Genomic DNA, 21160 nt, shown 5'->3' with positions numbered 1-21160 from the left:
TCCTTACAGTTCCAGCACTTTGGGCTGTTGGGCGGTATGCGGGTGCTCTGCGCCACCGTACACCTTGAGTTTCTTGATCATCGCGTAGCCGAGCGGACCCTTGGGCAGCATGCCCTTGACGGCCTTTTCCAGGGCGCGGCCCGGATGCTTGGCTTGCATGTCGCGGAAGTTGGTGGCCGTGATGCCGCCCGGGTAGCCCGAATGGCGGTAGTACACCTTGTCAAGCGGCTTGGCGCCGGTGACGCGCAGCTGGGCTGCGTTGATGATGACGATGAAGTCACCCGTATCGACGTGAGGCGTGTAAATGGCCTTGTGTTTGCCGCGCAAACGGAGAGCAACTTCGCTGGCTACTCGTCCGAGGACCTTGTCGGTCGCGTCAATCACAAACCACTCGTGCGTCACGTCAGCGGGCTTGGCGCTGAACGTTTTGGTCATGAGTTTTCTCTTTTGAAGAGGGTTTGGCGGGCCCTTTTCCACGGTCGGCGTTCCTCTGGCGGGAATCTCTTAGGTGGGTTCGATTTCTTCGCCGCGGGGCCACAAAAGCGCTGCGAAGCCCTCGATTATACGAAGAATCCCCTTCCCCAGGCAATTCAACCCCGTCCCGCTGGACCGGCGGTTACCATTGGGCCAATGTTCAGCTACCGCCACGCCTTCCATGCCGGCAACCACGCCGACGTGCTCAAGCACACGGTGCTGATTGCCACGCTCGATCATCTGCTCGAGAAGGACGCCGCCCTGACGGTGGTCGACACCCATGCCGGCGCCGGCCTCTACCGGCTCGACGGTGACTATGCCGGCACCAGCGGCGAAGCCGCCGACGGCGTCCTGCGCCTGCTTTCGGATCCCAAACCGGCCGCCATGGCGCCCAGCCCCTCCAAGGGGACGGCTAAAAGGGTCCCAGCGCCCCCCGCCGAGCCCCTCGCCGATGCGCTGGCACGCTACCTTGATGTGATCCGGGATTTCAATCCGAAGGGCGGCGCACGCATCTATCCGGGCTCGCCCTTCATCACCCACCACCTCCTGCGCGAGCAGGACAAGCTCAAGCTGTTCGAACTGCATCCGACCGACGCCCGCACGCTCGACGCGAACATCGCACAGCTCGAGGCCGGTCGCCAGATCGCCGTGCTGCGCGACGACGGGTTCGGAAGCGCCACCAAGTTCCTGCCGCCGCCCTCGCGCCGCGCGCTGGTGCTGTGCGATCCGAGCTACGAGATCAAGAGCGACTATGCACGTGTGCTCGACTTCGTCGCTGAGGCGCTCAAGCGCTTCGCGACGGGAACGTACGCCGTGTGGTACCCGATCATCCCACGGCCCGAGGCACACGACCTGCCACGCCGCCTCAAGACGATGGCCACCAAGGCGGCCAAGCCATGGCTGCATGCCACGCTGACGGTCAAGTCCAGCAAGATCACCACGGATGCGACCGGCGCCACGCACCGGCCGGGGCTGCCGGCAAGCGGGATGTTCCTGATCAATCCGCCATACACGCTGAAGCCCCTGATGGCTGCCGCGCTGCCGCAGATGGTCGATCGCCTGGCGCAGGACCGCAACGCCGCCTTCTCCCTGGACAGCGGCGGCTAGAGGGCGACGCCGGCTGCCTGCCGGCATTTCACCGTCGCTTACGGGGTGCGACCGTGCGCGTGGGCTTCGGGGCGGGGTCATCCGCCGCTGCCGATGGCGGCACATCGGGCGCTCCGATCGCCGTGCCTCCGCAAGTAGCCGTGTCCTTGTTCACGATGGACAGTGCCACCTGCTTGATCCCCAGCCCCAGCAGGCCGATCGACTCTGCCGCAGCGCGACTCAGGTCGATGATGCGGCCTGACGTGTAGGGGCCGCGGTCGTTGATGCGAACCAGCACCTCCCGCCCATTCACCAGGCTGCGAACGCACACGCGCGTGTTGAACGGCAGCGTCTTGTGAGCGGCAGTGAACGCCGTCATGTCGAAACGCTCGCCGCTCGCCGTCTTGCGCTGATGGAACTGGATGCCGTACCACGACGCGCCGCCGCGCTCGAATATCTCGCGCGAACCTTCGTCACCCGGCAGGCCGTCGTCCGGCCCCGCCTCGCCTGCGCCAGACACCGCGAGGTCGTAGCGCACTGACGGCACTTGCGAGCGAGGCGGTGCGCCGGGCGGAAGCGCGGGCTGCTTCGCCAAGGGGCGCAATCGGAACAGTGGCGCGCCGCCCTCGCCGCCCTCACCTGAGGATGGCTGCGTGGAGCAGCCCGCGAGGAACACCGCCGCGACGAGCGCGAAGCTGCCGGCGAGGCGCCTACCCAAACTCATGCACCCCGGCCGAGCCGCTGCAGCACGCCGAGCGTCGCCACCGACTGGTTCATCGTGTAGAAATGAAGCGCGGGTGCGCCGCCCGCGCAGAGGCGTTCGCAAAGGTCGGTGACCACGTCGAGGCCGAAGTCCCTGATCGACGCAGTGTCGTCGCCGAAGCTCTGAAGCCGCAGACGAATCCAGCGCGGGATCTCGGCCCCGCAGGCATCGGAAAAGCGCATCAGCTGCGTCGAGCTGGTGATCGGCATGATGCCCGGCACGATCGGCGTGTCGAGGCCTATCGTACGCGCCTCGTCGACGAAGCGAAAGTACGCCTCGGCGCTGAAGAAGTACTGCGTGATGGCCGAATCCGCACCGGCATGGACCTTGGCCGCGAAGGCCTGCAGGTCGGCCTCGGGCGAACGCGCCTGGGGATGCACTTCGGGATAGCACGCCACCTCGATGTAGAAGTCGCGGCCGGTTTCTTCGCGGATGAAGGCGACGAGATCGCTCGCGTAGAGGAATTCGCCGCCGATGCCATAGCCGCTGGGCAGATCGCCGCGCAACGCCACGAGACGATTGACGCCCATCGCCTTCAGCTCGGCAAGCTGCTCGCGCACCGTCGCCCTCGTCGCGCCAATGCACGAGAAGTGGCAGGCCGCGGCAACGCCTTCGCCCAGGATCTCGCGCACGGTGCCGAAAGTGCCGTCGTGCGTCGAGCCACCGGCGCCGTAGGTCACCGAGCAGAACTCGGGCGCCTGGGTATAAAGCTGCTGCCGCACGGCACGCAGTTTGGTCGACCCTTCAGGCGTCTTGGGCGGAAAGAATTCAAAGCTGAGCGGAAGGCTCACGGCCGGCTCCTTGTTCGCCGTCCGCATGAACGGCATGAATGAAAAACTCGCGGTTGCCGTCGCCGCCCGCGATCGGGCTGTCGAGCCATCGCAGCACACGCAGGCCCAGCGACTCGCACGCGTCCCGAAGACGCAGCTCGACGACGGCATACAGCGCTGGATCGCGCACGATGCCGCCCTTGCCGATCTGCCCGGGTTGCAGTTCGAACTGCGGCTTGACCAGCATCAGCAGATCGCCACCGGGAGCCAGCAATGGCACCAGCGTCGGCAGCACCAGCGTGAGCGAGATGAACGAGAGATCGCCGACGATCAGCCCAAAATCCGAATCGTCCAGCGACTGGGCGGCCCACGCATCGGCGCTGAGCACGCGGGCATTGACGCCTTCGACCACAGTGACACGCGCATCGTCGCGCACCCGCGAATGCAATTGCCCGTGGCCCACATCGACCCCCACCACGTGCTCGGCGCCTTGCTGCAGCAGGCAATCGGTGAAGCCGCCCGTCGATTGGCCCACGTCCAGGCATCGGCGTCCGCGCGGATCGATCCCGGTCTCGGCCAACGCGCCCTCAAGCTTGAGTCCGCCGCGGGAGACATAGCGTGCCTCGGCCGCGTCGAGCAATTCAAGCTCGGCCGTCTCGGGCACTTCGTCGCGATTCTTGTTGACCACGCGCCAGTCCGCGCCGTCGCGCCAGCGCAAACCACCGGCAATCAGCCGGACGGCCTGCGAGCGCGACGCGGCGAGGCCACGTTCGACAAGCAACTGATCGGCGCGCAAAGCGCTACGCTCGCGCGATCAGTAGCGGTAGGTGTCCGGCTTGTACGGGCCGTTCTTGTCGACACCGATGTAGGCGGCCTGCGCGTCCGTCAGTTCGGTCAGCATGGCGCCGACCTTCTTCAGGTGCAGGCGGGCGACCTTCTCGTCGAGGTGCTTCGGCAGCACGTAGACCTTGCCGGCCTGGTAGGCATCGGGCTTGGTGAAGAGTTCGATCTGCGCGATCGTCTGGTTCGCGAACGAAGACGACATCACGAAGCTCGGATGGCCCGTGCCGCAGCCGAGGTTCACGAGGCGGCCCTTCGCCAGCAGGATGATCTTCTTGCCATCGGGGAAGGTGATGTGGTCGACTTGCGGCTTGATCTCTTCCCACTCGTACTTCTCGATCGACGCGACCGCGATTTCATTGTCGAAGTGCCCGATGTTGCAGACGATCGCCTGGTCCTTCATCGCGGCCATGTGCTCGTGGCGGATGACGTCGCGGTTGCCGGTGGTGGTCACGAAGATGTCGGCCTTGTCGGCGGCGTACTCCATGGTGACGACCTTGTAGCCTTCCATGGCGGCCTGCAGCGCGTTGATGGGGTCGATCTCGGTCACCCACACCTGGGCGCTCAGCGCGCGCAGCGCCTGGGCCGAGCCCTTGCCCACGTCGCCGTAGCCGGCCACGCAGGCGACCTTGCCTGCGATCATCACGTCGGTGGCGCGCTTGATGCCGTCCACCAGCGATTCACGGCAACCGTACAGGTTGTCGAACTTGCTCTTGGTGACCGAGTCGTTCACGTTGATGGCGCGGAACAGCAACGTGCCCTTGGCGCTCATCTCGTTCAGGCGGTGCACGCCGGTGGTGGTCTCTTCGGTGACGCCGATGATCTCGGCCGACTTGCGGGTGTACCAGGTCGGATCGACGGCCAGCTTGGCCTTGATCGCGGCGTAGAGGATGCGCTCTTCGTCGCTGGTCGGGTTGGCGAGCACGCTCTGGTCCTTCTCGGCACGCTGGCCGAGGTGCATCAGCAGCGTGGCGTCGCCGCCGTCGTCCAGGATCATGTTCGGGCCTTCGCCGGCCGAGCCCTTGGCGCCGAAGTCGAAGATGCGGTGCGTGTAGTCCCAGTAGTCTTCCAGCGACTCGCCCTTGATCGCGAACACCGGCGTGCCGTTGGCGGCAATGGCGGCGGCGGCGTGGTCCTGCGTCGAGAAGATGTTGCACGAAGCCCAGCGCACGGTGGCGCCCAGCGCCTGCAGTGTCTCGATCAGCACCGCTGTCTGAATCGTCATGTGCAGCGAGCCGGTGATGCGCGCGTCCTTGAGCGGTTGGCTCTTGGCGAATTCCTCACGGATGGCCATCAGGCCGGGCATTTCGGTCTCGGCGATGCGGATTTCCTTGCGGCCCCAGGCGGCAAGGCCCAGGTCGGCGATGGCCTGGTCGGCGGTGGAAACAGGGGTCGGGGATTTGAGAACGGCGCTCATGTTGGCTCCAAAGCAAGTTTGAAAGATGGCCACTGCGTTCGGGGAAAGGACTCACCGCGAGAACAGCGGGTGAGCGTGGTTGCGATGGTGGTCCGAGCCTCACGCCTGTCGGCGCTGCAACGCTCCTCGGAACAGGGATTTTAGCGCGCGCGGTCGGACTGCCGTCGGCAGCATTCTTCCGATCGGCCTAGACTGCCATTCCCTCCCCTCCCGCCGCCCCGCGCGACGTTACAACATGTTCAAACCCAAAGCTCTTGCCGCATCGTTCGTGATCGCGTCGGCCCTGCTGCCCAGCGTGGTTCCGGCGCAGACCCAGGCCGCCGCCGCCCAGACCGTGCGTGTGCGCGGCGTCATCGTGCGGGTCGATGCGAATTCGCTGACCGTCAAGGACCGCAGCGGCGAGGTTGTCACCATGGCGCGTCCTGCCGACATGCGGGTCGTCGAGGTGCTCCCGGTGACGCCGGCGGCCATCAAGCCGAACAGCTTCGTCGGCGCCGGATCCCTTCCGCAGCCCGATGGCACGCAGCGCGCGGTCGAAGTCCTGGTATTCCCAGAAGCCATGCGGGGCACCGGCGAAGGCTTCCGGCCCTGGGACTACATGCCCAACGGCACGATGACCAACGCCACGGTCTCCGAGCTGTCGGCGGCACCATCGTCGGCTCCGGGCGGCGGTCAGAAACTGGTGCTCAAGTACAAGGACGGCGAAAAGACCGTGATCGTCCCGCGCGGCACCCCGATCGTTACCTTCAAGCCCGGCAAGGACGACCAGGCGGCATTGTTGGTCCAGGGCGCGAAGGTCGTCGTCACCGCCCAGTTGAAGGACGGCCAGCCGACCGCTTCGAGCCTGCTGGTCGGCCGCAACGGATTCACGCCGCCCATGTGAATGCGAGGGTCGCCCGGCGGCCCGCAAGGTCGATCGGTAAAATCGCGGGCTTTGCCTTCTGCTGCCCGCGCCCGTGAGCGCGCACCGCGTTCACCCCATGACATTCGCTTCCGAAACCCGCCGCCGTCGCACTTTCGCGATCATTTCCCACCCTGACGCCGGTAAGACCACGCTGACCGAAAAGCTGCTGCTGTTCTCCGGCGCGATCCAGATCGCCGGCTCGGTCAAGGCCCGCAAGGCCTCGCGCCATGCGACCTCCGACTGGATGGAAATCGAGAAGCAGCGCGGCATCTCGGTGGCGTCGTCGGTGATGCAGATGGTCTACCGCGACCACGTCATCAACCTGCTCGACACGCCTGGCCACAAGGACTTCTCCGAAGACACCTACCGCGTGCTCACCGCGGTCGATTCGGCGCTCATGGTCATCGACGCAGCCAACGGCGTCGAAGCCCAAACACGTCGCCTGATCGAAGTCTGCCGTCAGCGCGACACGCCCATCATCACCTTCGTCAACAAGATGGACCGCGAAGTGCGCGAGCCGCTCGAACTGCTCGACGAGATCGAGCGCGAGTTGGGCATGCCCTGCGTGCCGATGACCTGGCCCGTGGGGCAGGGCAAGTCCTTCGGCGGCATCGTGAACCTGCGAACCCAGGCAATGACCGTGTTCGAATCGGGCAGCGAGCGCCTGCCGCAGGACTTCGAAACCATCCCGCTGACCGACCGCGAGACGCTCCACAAGCGCTTCGGCCGCGAGTTCGACACCGCGATGGAAAGCATGGAACTCGCCACCGGCGCATCCCCGACCTGGGATCGCGAAGCATTCCTCGCCGGCAAGCAGACGCCGGTGTTCTTCGGTTCCGGTGTCAACAACTTCGGTGTGATGGAAGTGCTCGATGCACTCGTCGACCTGGCGCCCCCGCCGCAGCCGCGCGTCAGCACCACGCTGGTCAACCGGCAGCCGGTGGTCAAGGAGATCCAGCCAGAGGACAAGGACTTCGCGGGCGTCGTGTTCAAGGTGCAGGCCAACATGGACGCCAATCACCGTGACCGCATCGCCTTCGTGCGGATGGCCTCTGGACGCTACACGCCGGGCATGAAGCTCAAGGTGCAGCGCACCGCGAAGGAACTGCGCCCGACCAGCGTCGTGACCTTCATGAGCCAGCGGCGTGAAGCCGTCGAGGAAGCCTATGCGGGCGACATCGTGGGCTTCACCACGCACGGCGGCGTGCAGTTGGGCGACACCATCACCGACGGCGCCTCGCTGCAGTTCACCGGCCTGCCCTTCTTCGCGCCCGAACTGTTCATGACGGTGATCCTGAAGAACCCCTTGCGCACCAAGCAATTGCAGCAGGGCCTCGCGCAGCTTGGCGAGGAAGGCGCGATCCAGGTGTTCCGTCCCGAGGTCGGCGGACCGATGCTCCTCGGCGCGGTCGGCCAACTGCAGTTCGAAGTCGTGCAGCATCGCCTGAAGACCGAGTACGACGCCGACGTGCGCCTCGAAGGCTGCCAGTACACCGGCGCACGCTGGATCACCGCCGACACCCCGGCCGAGTTGCGCACTTTCGTCGACGCCTATCCGGCCCGCATGGCGCGCGACGCGGCCGACACGCTGGCCTACCTGTGCACCTCGCCCTACGACGTGCGGCTCGCGCAGGAGCGCTTCCCGAAGATCCATTTCCATCCGCTGCGCGAGCATGCGGGCCTGGCGCTTCAGACGGCCGGCTGATGCAGGCCCTGACGCAGTGGCCGATCGAAGCGCGCCGTGAACTGGTCGGCGTGTTCACCGATATCGACGACACACTGACCACCGAGGGCGCCATCACCCCCGATGCATTGAAGGCCCTGGCGGAGATCAAGGCAGCAGGACTGCACAGCATCGCGATCACTGGCCGTCCCGTGGGATGGAGCGAGCCTTTCGCGAGCGCGTGGCCGCTCGATGCGATCGTCGCCGAGAACGGCGCGGTCGCACTCGTGCCCTCGCCCGAGGGCCGGCTCGAAAAGCGCTACCAGCAGGACGCCCCAACGCGCGCGCGCAACTTCGCTCGCATGCAGGACGTGCTCGACCGCATCGAGCGTGAAATTCCCGGCGCACGACGCGCCACCGACTCTGGAGGCCGGGAGTGCGACATCGCCATCGACCACAGTGAATTCACGCACCTCGACGACACGAAGATCGCGGCGGTCGTCGCGCTGATGAAGAGCGAGGGCATGCACGCCACCGTCAGCAGCATCCACGTCAACGGCTGGTTCGGCGGGCACAACAAGCTGGCCGGTGCCCGCTGGATCGTGGGTGAACTCTGGGGCCGGCGGCTCGACGAAGAGATGTCGCACTGGGCCTACGTGGGCGACTCGACCAACGACGCCCTGATGTTCGAGCACTTCGAGCACAGCATCGGTGTCGCGAACGTCCGCCGCTTCGAGTCGGCACTGTCACATCTGCCGCGTTACGTCGCGCGGGCCGAACGCGGCGCCGGCTTCGCGGAAGTGGCGGCGGCGGTGCTCGACGCCCGCGCCGGCGTCAGCGCACGCTGAAGGCGATCGGCTTGGCCCGCGCGGTGATGGCGCCGGGCGACGTATTGCTCACCAGGTCAAGGCGCGCACTGTAGTCGCCCTTCGGCGGGTTGATCCACAGTTCCGTCTGGCCGCCGTCCAGTTCGATGATTTCGGGCTTCTGACCCGCACGTTCCAGGATGAGCCGGAAGTGACCAGTGTCCGGCACCTTGGGCGCTGCATGCGACAGGTTGTAGCCGCTGGCGTGCAACTGCACCCGCAAAGGCAACTGCACGGCCGAGCGATCCACCGGGCTGAGAATCTCGATGCGCGGCTGACCCAGCACGCTGGCCGCGGAAACACCCTTGTTCTGCTTGCTGACCGTGAATTTCAAAGGCTTGCTGTAGACGAAGTACGGGATGTGACCCTGGTCGGCCAGCACCAGCCGCATCATGTAGGTGCCCGGCGGCAGGTCGATGACCGTCTCCATCTGCCCCTTGCCGAAGTGGATGTAGTGCTCGGTGAAGGGCAAGGGCTTCTTGAAATCGAGCGGCAACGGCTGATCGATGAGCAGGTGATGGTGGCCCGCCGTGCCCGCCGACTTCCCGGCCGGAACAATCCCGCGCAATGAGAGCCCGAAGCGGGCGACGAACGGAGACTCCACCGTCGCGCCGTCCTTCAGGTTGGTGAAGTACGCGTCCGGCGACCAACTGGGAGGCGGCACCACCCACGGGTGAACAGCCAACTCGCCACCTTCCGCGCCCATGGGCGCCTGCGCGAGGGCCCCATGGGACAGCAAAGCGAGCGATACCGCAGCCAAGCTCTTTCCCGCCCACGAACCGAGACGTGCACCAACGACCATGCCTACTCCTCCAGATTTCGCAGAATTGTGGCATCAGACCTTAGTGTTACATCACAATTTTTAACAAGTGCCGGATCAGTAGTGCGGCGGCAACTCGTCGCGCAAGTTGCGCGGACTCCCTGCCCCGTCCTCGGGCCTTTGCTGCCGCAGTTGCGCGACCTGAAGCACGAGGCTGTCGATCTGCTGCTGTTGCCTGTAGATCGTCATGTTCAACTGGTCCAGCAGGTCTTCGGTGAAGCTGGCCTTTATTTCCAGTTCGTTCAGACGGCGTTCGGCATCGTGCGAGGTTTCCATCCCGTTATTGGACAGGAATCCGGCGCGCGGAGTCAGAATCCGCGCATGGACTACACAATCCGTGCCCTGCGCCGAGACGAGATGCCCTGGGTCATCGACATGGCGGCACATGAAGGTTGGAACCCCGGCCTGCACGATGCCGAGTGCTTCCATGCGGCCGACCCCGCCGGCTTTCTGGTCGCAGAGCACGAAGGCGAGCCGATGGGCTGCATCGGCGCCGTTTCCTATGGTGGTCGATTCGGCTTCATCGGCCTCTACATCGTCGAGCCGGCGTGGCGCGGAGAAGGTATCGGCATCGCCCTCTGGCACAAGGGCATCGCCCGGCTGGCCGGCCATGTGATCGGACTCGACGGCGTACCGGCGCAACAGGACAACTACCGCCGAAGCGGCTTCGAACTGGCCTGGAACAATGTCCGCTACGCCGGCGTTGCAAGTGGAGCGGGCCGGCCCATGCCCCACGAGATCTTCCCCCTCTCAGCCATCGACTTCACCTCGCTGTGCGCCGACGACCTCCGCGTTTTTCCCGCACCGCGCGACGCATTCCTCCGCAACTGGATCGCCATGCCCGACGCGACCGGCCTCGCGTGGCTGCACCAGGGCCGCCTAGAGGGATGGGGACTGATCCGCCGCTGCCGCACCGGCCACAAGATCGGCCCCCTCGTGGCCGAGGACCTCCCGGTCGCCAAGTCCCTCTTCACGGCACTGAGCGCCAGCGTGCCCGCAGGCGACCCCATCTACCTCGACGTACCGCTCCCCAACGCCAACGCCGTGACCTTCGCAAAGACACAGGGCATGCAAAGCATCTTCGAAACCGCCCGCATGTACCTCGGCCCACCGCCCTCGTGCGAGTTGGACCGCCTCTACGGCATCACCACCTTCGAGCTAGGCTGACAGCGCCAAAAACAGAAAAGCCCCGCAAGCGGGGCTTTTCAATTCCAGGGGTGCCACAGATCCGGCTCCGCCGGTCTGCCGGCACCGCCCCCGGCAGGGGGTAGGCGAAGCGACACGAAGTGCGCGCAGCCTGGGGGCGAGCTTGGCTAGTGCGCCAGGATCTTGTTCAGGAAATCCTTCGTGCGCGCCTGCCGGTTCTCCGGATGAGTGAAGAACTCCTCCTTCGAGCAATCCTCAAGGATGCGCCCACCCACGTCGATGAAGATCACGCGGCTCGCCACCTTGCGCGCGAATCCCATTTCGTGCGTGACCACCATCATCGTCATGCCTTCCTTGGCAAGCGCCACCATCACGTCGAGCACCTCGCCCACCATCTCGGGGTCCAGCGCGGAAGTGGGTTCGTCGAAGAGCATCACGATCGGGTCCATGCTCAGCGCGCGGGCGATCGCCACGCGCTGCTGCTGGCCGCCGGAAAGCTGGCCCGGGAACTTGTCCTTGTGCGCCATCAGGCCCACGCGGTCGAGCATCTTCAGCCCGCGCGTCTTGGCTTCGTCCGCGCTGCGCCCCAGCACCTTGATCTGCGCGATCGTCAGGTTCTCGGTCACCGACAGGTGCGGGAAGAGTTCGAAGTGCTGGAACACCATGCCGACCTTCGAGCGGAGCTGCGGCAGGTTGGTCTTGGGGTCATGCAGCGGAATGCCGTTGACCGAGATCTCGCCCTTCTGGAAGGGCTCCAGCGCATTCACCGTCTTGATCAGCGTGGACTTGCCCGAGCCCGAAGGCCCGCACACCACGACCACGTCGCCCTTGGCGATGCTGACGGAGCACTCGTTGAGCACCTGGACCGGTCCGTACCACTTGGATACGTTCTTGATTTCAATCATTTTGTCGGACATCTTTTTGCTCCTTCAGCGGATGATGGCGATCTTTCTGTGCAGGCGCTTCACGAGATACGAAAGCGAATAGCACAGCACGAAGTAGACGACGGCGGCCAGCAGGTAGGCCTCTTCGGGACGACCGAAGTTCTTGCCCGCCGTGTCGAAGCCCTTGAACAGGTCGTAGGCGCCGATGGCGTAGACCAGCGAGGTGTCCTGGAACAGGATGATGGTCTGCGTCAGCAGCACCGGCAGCATGTTGCGGAACGCCTGCGGCAGGATCACGAGCTTCATGTTCTGGCTGTAGGTCATCCCCACGGCCATGCCCGCGGAGACCTGGCCGCGCGGGATCGACTGGATGCCCGCACGCATGATCTCGCTGAAGTAGGCCGCCTCGAACGCGATGAAGGTGATGATGGCCGAGTACTCGGGCCCGATCGGCCGGCCGATGATGTTGGGGACCAGCAGGAAGAACCACAGGATCATCATCACCAGCGGAATGCTGCGCATGCCGTTGACGTAGATGGCCGCAGGCATGTCGAGCCACTTGTTGCCCGACAGCCGCATCAGCGCCAGCAGCGTACCGAAGAAGATGCCACCCAGTGTGGCCACCACCGTCAGGAACACGCTGAAGTAGAGGCCTTTGAGCAGGAAGCTGCTGACGACTTGCCAGCTGAAGAAGGTGAGGTCGAGATTCATGTCAGTGGCCTCCCGTTCCGCCGGCAACCACGAAGCCCGGCACGCGGACCCTCTTCTCGACCCAGGTCATGAGGCGATTGATGATCATTGCGGAGATCACGTAGAGCACGGTCACGGCCATGTACATCTCGGTCACGCGGGAAGTCTCTTCGCCGGCCTGCATCGCGAACTGGATCATTTCCGGAATCGACACCGCGAACGCGACCGACGAGTTCTTGAAGATGTTCATCGACTCGCTGGTGAGCGGCGGGATGATGATCCGGTAGGCCATCGGCAGGATCACGTAGCGGTAGTACTGGAAGGTGGTGAAGCCCACCGCCATGCCCGCGTAGCGCTGGCCCTTTGGCAAGGCCTGGATGCCGGAGCGAAGCTGCTCGGCGATCCGCGCCGAGGTGAAGAAGCCCAGCGCGAACACCACCAGGATGAAGGGCGGCAGGCCCGCCATGACGGGGAACACTTTCGGCACCACGTGATACCAGAGAAAGATCTGAACCAGGAGCGGGATGTTGCGGAACAGCTCGACCCAGGCATTGCCGAAGCGCACCAGCCAGGGGCTGTCGGGCAAAGTGCGGATCACGCCGACCAGGGAGCCGAGCACCAGCGCCACGACCAGCGAGCACAAGGACACCGACACCGTCCAGCCCCAGGCAGAGACCAGCCACTGCCAGTAGGTCGGTATCTTCCCGCCCGGGTCCTGCAGGAAGACCTGCCAATCCCAATTTCCCATTTCAACTCCTCGATGATTGTTGGAGGCCTCTCACAAAACAAACGCCCGCCGAAAGAGGCGGGCGTTCGTCACGCGTCAGCCCACGTGATTTACTTCTTGGCGTAGTCTTCCATCGGCTTGTCGTTGGGGCTGGCCCACGCGGCCTTGGTGGCTTCCGACAGTGGCAGGCCGACCTTGGTGTTGGTCGGCGGGATCGGCTGCATGAACCACTTGTCGTACAGCTTGGCCAGCGAACCGTCCTTGATCTGGTTCTTGATGCTGTCGTCCACGGCCTTCTTGAAGGCCGGGTCGTCCTTGCGCATCATGCAGGCGATAGGCTCGACCGACAGGGCCTCGCCAACGATCTTGAAGTCGGCGGGCGCCTTCGACTTGGCGATGTTGCCGGCCAGAATCTGGCCATCCATCACGAAAGCGTCGGCACGGCCCGATTCGAGCAGCAGGAAGCTGTCGGCGTGGTCCTTGCCCATGACTTCCTTGAAGTCGATGCCCTGGGCGCGCTCGTTCTTGCGCAGGGTCTGCACCGAGGTCGTGCCCGTGGTGGTGGCCACGCTCTTGCCGTTCAGGTCCTTGATGGAGTTGATGCCCGAATTGGCCTTGACCGCGATGCGAACTTCTTCGACATAGGTGGTCACGGCGAAGGCGACGTCCTTCTGGCGGGTGGCGTTGTTGGTGGTCGAGCCGCATTCGAGGTCGACGGTGCCGTTCTGCACCAGCGGAACGCGGTTCTGCGAGGTCACGAGTTGGCGCTTGATGTCCAGCTTGGGCAGGCCGAGCTGCTTCTGGATGTCAGCCAGGATGCGCTCGGACATTTCCGTGTGGAAGCCGACGTACTTGCCGTCGCCGATGGTGTAGGCCAGTGCGCCGGAAGAATCGCGCACACCCATCGTGACGCTGCCGCTGGACTTGATCTTGGCCAGCGTGTCATTGGCCTGCGCGAAAGCGGCCCCCGCGGCGAGCGCCATCACGGCCAGTGCCAATACTTGCTTCTTCATTTGGAAAACTCCTGTGACTGAGAGATACACGAAATTCTAGACGCCCGCATTCTGCGCCATACCCGGGCCAACCCGGTGCGAGATGCACCAGCCGATGGCGCGTCGTCCAATCGGGGCGGTGCATCGGTGCGTCCCTCTTGCAAGGGCTGCGACCGTCCTTCTTTAAAGCAGCCTTTGTGCCCGAATGAAACAGGCGCGCTTGCTGCCGGCGCATTTCCTTCAGCGAGAAGGGGCGATGCCGCGAGCCCGCGATGTCACACGACAGGGGGCTGCGTGCCGACCAGATAGGCCCACAGCGCTTCGACCGAGCTCTTGGCTCGCGGCGCCGGCGCATCCGTCTTGCCCGGCCGCGTGCCTGCCTTGACCGGAGCGGACGGGCGCTCGCGGTAGGCACGGATTTCCATCGTGGCCTCGAGCCGGTCGATTTCTGGGGGCAGCGCGCTCACCAGCGTCCGCGCACGGACCTCCTTGCGCACTGCGCTTTGCGGCAGGAAGGCGATGCCATGGCCTTCGAGCGCCATCACCTTGAGGCCCTCGGCCATGTCGGTCTCATAGACGCGGTCGAGGTGGATAGCGGTGCCCGATTCCTTGAGCAGCTGGTCGACCACGCGCCCGAGATAGGCGCCGGGCGCATAGCCTAGATAGGGCAGCGGCTGGCCGGCCCGCCCCGGCAGCCGGAAGCGCGGCTCGCCGTCCGCGTCCGGCTTGACCCAGGGCGCCACCACCTCCTGGCCAAGGCTCACCATCTCATAGCGGTTGGCGTCCAATGGCAGCGGCTGGGAAGGATGGTGATAGGCGATCAGCAGGTCGCAGCTTCCCTCCACCAGACGCAGCACGGCGTCATGGACGTTGAGTGCGATGAGCCGGCTCTTCAGCGGCCCGAACTGTTCGCGCAGGCCCGTGACCCAGGCAGGGAAGAAGGTAAAGGCCAGCGTGTGCGGGATGGCAACCTCGATCACATCCTGCGCTGCCGTCGAATGGCCGCGCAGCATCGCGCGCGTGCTCTGCAATGCCTGCAGCATCTCGATGGCCTGGCCGTACAGCGTCTGCCCTGCAGGCGTGAGCCGCGTCGGGTAGGAGCTGCGGTCGACAAGATCGGTACCGGCCCACCCTTCGAGCGCCTGGATGCGACGCGAGAACGCGGGCTGCGTCACATGCCGCAACTGGGCCGAACGGCTGAAGCTGCGCGTCTCGGCGAGGCTGACGAAGTCTTCGAGCCACTTGGTTTCCATGAACTGATTATGGAGGGCTGCGACATACTTAAGAGCCACACGGAGACCCGCCTTCAACATGCACGCAGCCGATCTTCTCGCTCTCGACGCCACCACGCTGTCCCGCCACATCGCCGCACGTTCGGTGTCCTGCCGCGAACTCATGCTCGCCACGCTCGCACGAATCGACGCACTCAATCCGCGCTTCAACGCGATCGTGTCCCTGCGGGATCCGCGGCAGTTGCTGGACGAAGCGGACGAACGCGACGCGCAACTTGCGCGCGGCGAGCGGCTTGGATGGATGCACGGCTTCCCGCTCGCGGTGAAGGACCTGAGCCACGCGACCGGCCTCCCGACCTCCATGGGTTCGCCGATCGCGCCCCGCTCGCCGGCGCGCGGCGACAGCCTGCACGTCTCGCGCATGCGGCAAGCCGGCGCGATCGTCATCGGCAAGACCAACACCCCCGAATTCGGGCTCGGCTCGCACACCTACAACACGGTGTTCGGCACCACGCTGAATGCCTACCAGCCCGCGCTGAGCGCAGGCGGCAGCAGCGGTGGTGCCGCGGTTGCGCTTGCCCTGGGCATGCTGCCGGTGGCAGACGGCAGCGACATGGGCGGATCGCTGCGCAACCCCGCAGCGTTCAACAACGTCATCGGCTTCCGCCCCTCGCGTGGCCGGGTGCCCGGTTCGCCAGACGAGGAACTCTTCTTGCAGCAACTCGGCTGCGAAGGCCCGATGGCCCGCACGGTCGAGGACGCCGCGCGGCTGCTCGCCGTTCAGGCGGGCTTCGACCCACGCGTACCCCTGTCGCTGACCGACGCGCTGCCCTCGCCCGACACCATGCAGCTCGACGGCGACGTCAAGGGCCTGCGCGTCGGCTGGCTCGGCAGTGTGTGGCCGGATCTGCCGCTCGCACCGGGCGTGCGCGAACTCTGCGAGGGCGCACTGCAGACCTTCCGCGATCTCGGCTGCCACGTCGAGCCGCATCAACTCGATGTGCCCCGCGAACAGAACTGGACCGCCTGGCTGCGACTGCGTCAGTTGCTGGTGGGTGGCAAGCTCGGCGCCGCGTTCGCCAACCCTTCGGTGCGCGAACAGCTCAAGCCCGAGGCACGCTGGGAAATCGAGCAGAGCCACAAGCTGGACGCTGCTGCGCTCTACCAGGCCTCGGTCTATCGCTCGAATGTGTTCCGCGCCTTCGTGCGGGCCTTCGAGTCCTTCGATGTCGTCGTCGCGCCGACAGCGCAGGTGTTTCCTTTCGATGCAAAGCTCGACTGGCCCTCGGCGGTCGGCGCCGTGCCGAGCGACACCTACCACCGCTGGATGGAAATCGTCACGCCCTTCACGCTGGCCGGACTTCCCACGCTCAATGTGCGTGCGGGCTTCGAAGGCGGCCTGCCGATGGGCCTGCAGATCGCCGGCCCGATCCAGCGCGACCTCGCGGTGCTGCGCCTGGGCCACGCCTACGACCGTGCCTGCGGATGGGGCCTCGTGCAGCCGTCGGCGCTTGCGGACTTGGCGGCCTAGATCGGGGACACGACGCCGCGACCGGCGAAGTGCCCTTCGGCGTTGGCCATGAAGCGGTTCACCGACGCCTGCGTGGCCTCGGGCGACCAGCCCGCCATGTGCGGCGTGAGCAGAACGTTGTCCAGGCCTATCAGAGGCTCGGGCCGCCTGGGTTCGCTTTCGTAGACATCGAGCCCCGCGCCCGCGATCCGGTTCGCTCGCAGTGCGGCGGCCAGCGCCTCGGTGTCGACCACGCTGCCGCGCGAGATGTTGACCAGATAGCCCCGGGGGCCGATCGCGTCGAGGATCTCTGCGTTGATCAGGTGCCGCGTCGCGGCGCCGCCCGGCGTGGCGACCACCAGCACATCCGCCCATTCCGCCAGCGCCTTCAGACTGTCGAAATAGCGGTGCAGCGAGCCGTCCTTCGGCTTGCGGTTGTGATAGCCGACCTCCATGTCGAAGCCGATCGCACGCTTGGCAATCTTCTGGCCGATGGTGCCCAGTCCCAGGATACCGAGCTTCTTGCCCGAGACATTGGGCGGCTGCGGGATCTCCTCGCGCCATACGCCTTCGCGGCACTGCCGGTCGAGCGTGCGGATCCCACGCACGATGCCGATCAGCAGGCCGAAGGCGTGGTCGGCCACGCAGTCGTCGTTGGTACCGGCGCCGTTGGCGACCGCGATACCGCGTGCGCGCAAGGCGTCCATCGCGAGGCCTTCGTAGCCCGCGCCCATCGCGCACACGAGTTCGACCCGGGGCAGGGCGGCAATCTCGTCCGCCGTGATGCCGATCACGCCGATGGTCAGCACTGCGCGGAACTTCGCGCCGTTGGCGGCGATGGCCGCCGTACGCTCGGCCAGCGTTGGCGCATAGGTCAGGTCATAGACCGCGGCGATCTGCGCCCGATGGGCGGGCGAAAGGCTGTTGAGCACCAATAGGGGAATCTTCTCGGACATTCAAATGGCTCCTGGACTGCTGAGGCCCGGATCGCGCGGCCCGACTGCCGCGCGCCGGGGGAAGGGGTTGGGTCAGAGCACCGGCGCGGCCTCGAGCTGCTGCAATCTCCACATCTGCGCGTACTTGCCCTGCCGGGCCAGCAGGTCCGCATGCGTGCCGCGCTCGACGATCACGCCGCTTTCGAGCACGAGGATCTCGTGCGCATCGACCACCGTCGAGAGGCGGTGCGCGATCACGAGCGTGGTCTTGTTTCGCGCGGCGCTCTTGAGTTCGGACTGGATCGCCCGCTCGTTCGCCGAGTCGAGCGCCGAAGTCGCCTCGTCGAAGATCACGATCGGCGGGTTCTTGAGCAGGGTGCGAGCGATGGCCACGCGCTGCTTTTCCCCGCCCGACAGCTTGAGTCCTCGCTCGCCGACCATGGTCCCGTAGCCCTTCGGCGTGTGCGCGATGAAGTCGTGAATTCGCGCTGCCCGGGCCGCGCCCTCGACCTCCTCCCGGCTTGCGCCGGGCCGGCCGTAGGCAATGTTGTATTCGACGGTATCGTTGAAGAGCACGGTGTCCTGCGGCACGATGCCGATCGACTGGCGCACGCTGGACTGGGTCACCTGGCGGATGTCCTGGCCGCCGATGGTGATGCGTCCGTGCTGCACATCGTAGAAGCGGTACAGAAGCCGTGCCATCGTCGATTTGCCCGAGCCCGAGGGCCCGACCACCGCGACCGTTTGACCGGCCGGGATCTCGAAACTCACGTTCTTCAGGATCGGCCGTGCGGACTCGTAGGCGAAGCTCACGTTCTCGAAACGCACCGTGGAGTCGGTTCCGGCGAGAGGCTTTGCATCCGGCGCATCGCGCACCTCGCGCTCTTTTTCGAGCAGCACGAACATCTTGTCGAGGTCCGTGAGGCTCTGCTTGATCTCGCGGTAGATCACGCCCAGGAAGTTGAGCGGGATGTAGAGCTGGATCATGAAGGCATTGACCATCACCAGGTCGCCCAGCGTCATGCGCCCGTCCACCACGCCCTGCGTCGCCCGGTAGAGCATCGCGACCAGGCTTACAGCGATCAGGCATTGCTGGCCGGCGTTGAGCATGCTCAGCGTGGTCTGGCTCTTGACCGCCGCCTTGCGGTAGCGCTCCAGGCTGGCGTCGTAGCGGCCGGCCTCGAAGTTCTCGTTGTTGAAATACTTGACCGTCTCGTAGTTCAGCAGCGAATCGACTGCGTGGCTCTGCGCCACGGAATCGAGCTCGTTCATGGTCTTGCGGAACTGCGTGCGCCATTCGGTCACGGTGACGGTGAACGCGATGTAGACCACCAGCGCTGCCAGCGTGATCCAGACGAAGCCCGAATCGAACTTCACGCCCAGCACCGTCAGCACCAGCGTGAGTTCGATGATCGTCGGCACGATGCTGTAGAGCGACATCGAGATCAGCGAATGCACGCCGCGCGTGCCGCGCTCGATGTCGCGCGTCATGCCGCCGGTCTGGCGCTCCAGGTGAAAGCGAAGGCTCAGCGCATGCAGGTGCCTGAACACTTCCAGCGAAATGCTGCGCGCCGCCCCCTCGGTCGCCTTGGCGAAGACGAGTTCGCGCAATTCATTGAAGACCGCGGTCGAAAGCCTGAGCAGGCCGTAGGCGACCAGCAGGCCGATCGGCACGACCAGCAACGAAGCTGCGCTGCCAGGCTTGATCGACATCGCGTCGACCAGGTTCTTGAGCAGCACGGGCACGCCGACGTTGGCGACCTTGGCGCCGATCATGAAGGCGAGCGCCGCCATCACGCGCCACTTGTAGTGCCACAGGTAGGGGAACAACCGGCGCAGCGTGGCCCAGTCGGAACGGTCGCTGCGGGCAGGCTGGCTGCCCGAGGCGTGGTGGGGAGAGGAAAGTGCTTCGCCGCTGCGGCGCATGGGGGACAATCAAGGCTTGTTGCTCACCCCCAGGCTTCGCGCACTGCGTGTCGCTTCGCCCACCCCCTTCGAGGGGGCGATACCTGCAGCCTGGCGGAGCCAGATCTACGGTATCCCTGGGGTTGGCACGCGGCGTGCATCGCGGGGGTGAGCCGTTTTCGGGATTTTCGTTTTCTACAGATTGTGCCTATGTCCGCCACTTCCAGTGCCAACCTCACCGCCAAGCTCAAGAGCCTCCCGGCCGACATGGAACTGGTGCTCAAGGTGATTCCGATGCCCGCCGACTGCAACGCGAACGGTGACATCTTCGGTGGGTGGGTGATGGCGCAATGCGATCTGGCCGGATCGGTGATCCCGGCGCGCCACGCCAAGGGACGGATGGCGACGGTCGCCGTCAACGAATTCGTGTTCAAGCAGCCGGTGCGGCTGGGCGACATCCTGTCGTTCTATTCGAAGCTGGACCGCATCGGCCGCACTTCGGTCACGGTGACCGTGGAAGTCTTCGCCGAGCGCTTCAAGGCGCAGGGCGAGTACATCAAGGTGACGGAGGCCACGTTCACTTACGTCGCGATCGATGACAACGGGCGCCCGCGAGCGATAGCCCAGGACTGAACGGACTCACGCACCCGTGCGAGTGTCTTGCGTGAAACACCGCGGAACCGGCTTTGCCGGGCCGCCGGTGTTGCCCCCGGTGAGGGGGTAGGCGAAGCGACACGAAGTGCGCGCAGCCTGGGGGAGATCAAAGCGCCGAGAAGTCGGGGCGGCGCTTTTCCATGAAGGCGGTGAAAGCTTCGCGCGCGGCGGGCTCGCGCAGCATGCGGCCGAAGCTCTGGCCTTCCTCGCCCATGCGCTCCAGCAGTGCGGCTTGTTGCGACTTCTTCATCAGGCGCTTGGTCTCGATCAGCGCACTCAGCGGCTTGGCTGCCAGCTTGCGCGCCTGCGCCTGGGCGATGGCGTTGGCTTCGGTCGGCGGCACCACGCGATTGACCAGCCCGACTTCCAGCGCCGCTTCGGCCATGAAAGGCTCGCCGAGCAGCAGTGCCTCGGCCGCACGGTGGTAGCCGAACATCTGCGGGACGAGGATGCTCGATGCGGCTTCGGGGCAAAGGCCCAGGTTCACGAAAGGCATCGAGAAGGCTGCGTTGTCGCCGGCGTAGACCAGGTCGCAATGGAAGAGCATCGTCGTGCCGACGCCCACGGCCGGGCCGCAGACCGCAGCCACGATGGGCTTCGGGAAGGTCGCGATGCCGCGCAGGAAGCGGAACACCGGCGATTCCTGCGTTGACGGCGGGGCGTTGAGGAAGTCGCCGATGTCATTGCCGGCGCTGAAGATCGTCGCGTCGCCCTGGATCAGCACCGCGCGCACGGCGCCGTCCTGCTCGGCCTTGCCCAGTGCATCGGCCAGTTCGCCGTACATCGCGCTGGTGATCGAGTTCTTCTTGTCGAGGCGGTTGAAAGTGATGGTCATCACACCGGCTTCGGTGTGGACGAGGATGTCGCTCATGGTGTGTCCTT

Annotated in this window: 22 protein-coding genes and 1 riboswitch; of the genes, 7 read left to right on the top strand and 15 right to left on the bottom strand. The window is 65.5% G+C overall.

All coding sequences use genetic code 11. The features are described 5' to 3' along the window. Positions 1-3: 3 nt before the first annotated feature. Positions 4-435 (bottom strand): 50S ribosomal protein L13, encoded by a 432-nt coding sequence (rplM, locus tag AC1D3B_RS09950; protein ID WP_028249522.1) that lies wholly within the window; start codon positions 433-435, stop codon positions 4-6. 195 nt (positions 436-630) lie between these two features. Here rplM and AC1D3B_RS09945 point away from each other — a divergent pair, with 195 nt between their 5' ends. Beyond that, on the top strand, positions 631-1581 hold the full coding sequence (locus tag AC1D3B_RS09945; RefSeq protein WP_478190499.1) for a 23S rRNA (adenine(2030)-N(6))-methyltransferase RlmJ: 951 nt from the start codon (positions 631-633) through the stop codon (positions 1579-1581). A 28-nt stretch (positions 1582-1609) separates the two neighbouring features. Here AC1D3B_RS09945 and AC1D3B_RS09940 read toward each other — a convergent pair whose 3' ends face one another. From AC1D3B_RS09940 to ahcY, 4 genes are read right to left on the bottom strand one after another with little or no spacing between them, the layout of a single operon-like run. Then, on the bottom strand, positions 1610-2284 hold the full coding sequence (locus tag AC1D3B_RS09940; protein ID WP_478190498.1) for a septal ring lytic transglycosylase RlpA family protein: 675 nt from the start codon (positions 2282-2284) through the stop codon (positions 1610-1612). Next, positions 2281-3114: a methylenetetrahydrofolate reductase [NAD(P)H] gene (gene metF / locus AC1D3B_RS09935; protein WP_478190497.1), complete on the bottom strand. Its 834-nt coding sequence runs from the start codon at positions 3112-3114 to the stop codon at positions 2281-2283. The genes AC1D3B_RS09940 and metF overlap by 4 nt, the downstream gene beginning before the upstream one ends. Continuing rightward, complete coding sequence (locus AC1D3B_RS09930; protein ID WP_478190496.1) at positions 3092-3889, bottom strand: TlyA family RNA methyltransferase; 798 nt, start codon at positions 3887-3889, stop codon at positions 3092-3094. Before AC1D3B_RS09930 ends, metF begins: the two co-directional genes overlap by 23 nt. 18 nt (positions 3890-3907) lie before the next feature. Further along, entirely contained in the window at positions 3908-5350 is a 1443-nt protein-coding gene (gene ahcY / locus AC1D3B_RS09925) for an adenosylhomocysteinase (protein ID WP_478190495.1), read from the bottom strand. A gap of 64 nt (positions 5351-5414) precedes the next feature. Further along, positions 5415-5484: riboswitch (S-adenosyl-L-homocysteine riboswitch) on the bottom strand. Positions 5485-5585: 101 nt separating this feature from the next. Between ahcY and AC1D3B_RS09920 the strand changes: the two genes are divergently transcribed. The 3 genes from AC1D3B_RS09920 to AC1D3B_RS09910 all read left to right on the top strand — a co-directional run bounded on the left by AC1D3B_RS09920 (position 5586) and on the right by AC1D3B_RS09910 (position 8765). Further along, positions 5586-6233 carry a hypothetical protein gene (locus AC1D3B_RS09920; protein ID WP_478190494.1) on the top strand — a complete coding sequence of 216 codons (648 nt, stop codon included), beginning with the start codon at positions 5586-5588 and terminating at the stop codon, positions 6231-6233. A gap of 97 nt (positions 6234-6330) precedes the next feature. Beyond that, positions 6331-7959: a peptide chain release factor 3 gene (locus tag AC1D3B_RS09915; RefSeq protein WP_478190493.1), complete on the top strand. Its 1629-nt coding sequence runs from the start codon at positions 6331-6333 to the stop codon at positions 7957-7959. Then, positions 7959-8765 (top strand): HAD-IIB family hydrolase, encoded by an 807-nt coding sequence (locus AC1D3B_RS09910; RefSeq protein WP_478190492.1) that lies wholly within the window; start codon positions 7959-7961, stop codon positions 8763-8765. The genes AC1D3B_RS09915 and AC1D3B_RS09910 overlap by 1 nt, the downstream gene beginning before the upstream one ends. On the opposite strand, the gene AC1D3B_RS09905 is transcribed toward AC1D3B_RS09910, so the two are convergent. Next, entirely contained in the window at positions 8752-9585 is an 834-nt protein-coding gene (locus AC1D3B_RS09905) for a DUF4399 domain-containing protein (RefSeq protein WP_478190491.1), read from the bottom strand. The genes AC1D3B_RS09910 and AC1D3B_RS09905 overlap by 14 nt on opposite strands. 75 nt (positions 9586-9660) lie before the next feature. After that, entirely contained in the window at positions 9661-9879 is a 219-nt protein-coding gene (locus tag AC1D3B_RS09900; RefSeq protein WP_478190490.1) for a SlyX family protein, read from the bottom strand. A gap of 45 nt (positions 9880-9924) precedes the next feature. Between AC1D3B_RS09900 and AC1D3B_RS09895 the strand changes: the two genes are divergently transcribed. Continuing rightward, positions 9925-10770, top strand: coding sequence for a GNAT family N-acetyltransferase (locus AC1D3B_RS09895; protein ID WP_478190489.1), 846 nt, complete (start codon positions 9925-9927; stop codon positions 10768-10770). Positions 10771-10916: 146 nt separating this feature from the next. On the opposite strand, the gene AC1D3B_RS09890 is transcribed toward AC1D3B_RS09895, so the two are convergent. The 5 genes from AC1D3B_RS09890 to AC1D3B_RS09870 form a co-directional block, all read right to left on the bottom strand. Further along, complete coding sequence (locus AC1D3B_RS09890; protein WP_478190671.1) at positions 10917-11654, bottom strand: amino acid ABC transporter ATP-binding protein; 738 nt, start codon at positions 11652-11654, stop codon at positions 10917-10919. A 24-nt stretch (positions 11655-11678) separates the two neighbouring features. Then, the gene (locus AC1D3B_RS09885; protein ID WP_478190488.1) at positions 11679-12344 is read right to left on the bottom strand and encodes an amino acid ABC transporter permease; all 666 of its coding nucleotides are present in this window, start codon (positions 12342-12344) and stop codon (positions 11679-11681) included. A 1-nt stretch (position 12345) separates the two neighbouring features. After that, the gene (locus AC1D3B_RS09880; protein ID WP_478190487.1) at positions 12346-13071 is read right to left on the bottom strand and encodes an amino acid ABC transporter permease; all 726 of its coding nucleotides are present in this window, start codon (positions 13069-13071) and stop codon (positions 12346-12348) included. 89 nt (positions 13072-13160) lie between these two features. Beyond that, on the bottom strand, positions 13161-14063 hold the full coding sequence (locus AC1D3B_RS09875; protein WP_478190486.1) for a transporter substrate-binding domain-containing protein: 903 nt from the start codon (positions 14061-14063) through the stop codon (positions 13161-13163). Between the two features lie 254 nt (positions 14064-14317). Then, positions 14318-15295, bottom strand: a complete 978-nt coding sequence (locus AC1D3B_RS09870) for a LysR substrate-binding domain-containing protein (protein ID WP_478190485.1) — start codon at positions 15293-15295, stop codon at positions 14318-14320. Positions 15296-15353: 58 nt separating this feature from the next. Between AC1D3B_RS09870 and AC1D3B_RS09865 the strand changes: the two genes are divergently transcribed. Beyond that, positions 15354-16805 carry an amidase gene (locus tag AC1D3B_RS09865; protein ID WP_478190484.1) on the top strand — a complete coding sequence of 484 codons (1452 nt, stop codon included), beginning with the start codon at positions 15354-15356 and terminating at the stop codon, positions 16803-16805. Here AC1D3B_RS09865 and AC1D3B_RS09860 read toward each other — a convergent pair. After that, positions 16802-17740 carry a 2-hydroxyacid dehydrogenase gene (locus tag AC1D3B_RS09860; RefSeq protein WP_478190483.1) on the bottom strand — a complete coding sequence of 313 codons (939 nt, stop codon included), beginning with the start codon at positions 17738-17740 and terminating at the stop codon, positions 16802-16804. The genes AC1D3B_RS09865 and AC1D3B_RS09860 overlap by 4 nt on opposite strands. A 72-nt stretch (positions 17741-17812) precedes the next feature. Continuing rightward, on the bottom strand, positions 17813-19645 hold the full coding sequence (locus tag AC1D3B_RS09855) for an ABCB family ABC transporter ATP-binding protein/permease (protein WP_478190670.1): 1833 nt from the start codon (positions 19643-19645) through the stop codon (positions 17813-17815). 189 nt (positions 19646-19834) lie between these two features. Between AC1D3B_RS09855 and AC1D3B_RS09850 the strand changes: the two genes are divergently transcribed. Next, positions 19835-20257, top strand: coding sequence for an acyl-CoA thioesterase (locus AC1D3B_RS09850; RefSeq protein WP_478190482.1), 423 nt, complete (start codon positions 19835-19837; stop codon positions 20255-20257). 127 nt (positions 20258-20384) lie between these two features. Here AC1D3B_RS09850 and AC1D3B_RS09845 read toward each other — a convergent pair whose 3' ends face one another. Continuing rightward, positions 20385-21149, bottom strand: a complete 765-nt coding sequence (locus AC1D3B_RS09845) for an enoyl-CoA hydratase (RefSeq protein WP_478190481.1) — start codon at positions 21147-21149, stop codon at positions 20385-20387. Positions 21150-21160: the final 11 nt, after the last annotated feature.

It is taken from the genome of Variovorax sp. P5_A3, assembly GCF_056400665.1.
Note: the sequence above shows the minus strand (reverse complement) of the source record. Positions and strands in the feature narration are given on the sequence as shown.

What these genes read in the sequence shown, in the direction of transcription:
- AC1D3B_RS09860 (WP_478190483.1), bottom strand. Translation starts at nt 17,740, where the DNA reads ATGTCCGAGAAGATTCCCCTATTGGTGCTCAACAGCCTTTCGCCCGCC.
- AC1D3B_RS09900 (WP_478190490.1), bottom strand. Translation starts at nt 9,879, where the DNA reads ATGGAAACCTCGCACGATGCCGAACGCCGTCTGAACGAACTGGAAATA.
- AC1D3B_RS09845 (WP_478190481.1), bottom strand. Translation starts at nt 21,149, where the DNA reads ATGAGCGACATCCTCGTCCACACCGAAGCCGGTGTGATGACCATCACT.
- AC1D3B_RS09890 (WP_478190671.1), bottom strand. Translation starts at nt 11,654, where the DNA reads ATGATTGAAATCAAGAACGTATCCAAGTGGTACGGACCGGTCCAGGTG.
- AC1D3B_RS09895 (WP_478190489.1), top strand. Translation starts at nt 9,925, where the DNA reads ATGGACTACACAATCCGTGCCCTGCGCCGAGACGAGATGCCCTGGGTC.
- ahcY (WP_478190495.1), bottom strand. Translation starts at nt 5,350, where the DNA reads ATGAGCGCCGTTCTCAAATCCCCGACCCCTGTTTCCACCGCCGACCAG.
- AC1D3B_RS09855 (WP_478190670.1), bottom strand. Translation starts at nt 19,645, where the DNA reads ATGCGCCGCAGCGGCGAAGCACTTTCCTCTCCCCACCACGCCTCGGGC.
- AC1D3B_RS09865 (WP_478190484.1), top strand. Translation starts at nt 15,354, where the DNA reads ATGCACGCAGCCGATCTTCTCGCTCTCGACGCCACCACGCTGTCCCGC.
- AC1D3B_RS09905 (WP_478190491.1), bottom strand. Translation starts at nt 9,585, where the DNA reads ATGGTCGTTGGTGCACGTCTCGGTTCGTGGGCGGGAAAGAGCTTGGCT.
- AC1D3B_RS09850 (WP_478190482.1), top strand. Translation starts at nt 19,835, where the DNA reads ATGTCCGCCACTTCCAGTGCCAACCTCACCGCCAAGCTCAAGAGCCTC.
- rplM (WP_028249522.1), bottom strand. Translation starts at nt 435, where the DNA reads ATGACCAAAACGTTCAGCGCCAAGCCCGCTGACGTGACGCACGAGTGG.
- AC1D3B_RS09870 (WP_478190485.1), bottom strand. Translation starts at nt 15,295, where the DNA reads ATGGAAACCAAGTGGCTCGAAGACTTCGTCAGCCTCGCCGAGACGCGC.
- AC1D3B_RS09880 (WP_478190487.1), bottom strand. Translation starts at nt 13,071, where the DNA reads ATGGGAAATTGGGATTGGCAGGTCTTCCTGCAGGACCCGGGCGGGAAG.
- AC1D3B_RS09945 (WP_478190499.1), top strand. Translation starts at nt 631, where the DNA reads ATGTTCAGCTACCGCCACGCCTTCCATGCCGGCAACCACGCCGACGTG.
- AC1D3B_RS09940 (WP_478190498.1), bottom strand. Translation starts at nt 2,284, where the DNA reads ATGAGTTTGGGTAGGCGCCTCGCCGGCAGCTTCGCGCTCGTCGCGGCG.
- AC1D3B_RS09915 (WP_478190493.1), top strand. Translation starts at nt 6,331, where the DNA reads ATGACATTCGCTTCCGAAACCCGCCGCCGTCGCACTTTCGCGATCATT.
- AC1D3B_RS09875 (WP_478190486.1), bottom strand. Translation starts at nt 14,063, where the DNA reads ATGAAGAAGCAAGTATTGGCACTGGCCGTGATGGCGCTCGCCGCGGGG.
- AC1D3B_RS09920 (WP_478190494.1), top strand. Translation starts at nt 5,586, where the DNA reads ATGTTCAAACCCAAAGCTCTTGCCGCATCGTTCGTGATCGCGTCGGCC.
- AC1D3B_RS09885 (WP_478190488.1), bottom strand. Translation starts at nt 12,344, where the DNA reads ATGAATCTCGACCTCACCTTCTTCAGCTGGCAAGTCGTCAGCAGCTTC.
- AC1D3B_RS09910 (WP_478190492.1), top strand. Translation starts at nt 7,959, where the DNA reads ATGCAGGCCCTGACGCAGTGGCCGATCGAAGCGCGCCGTGAACTGGTC.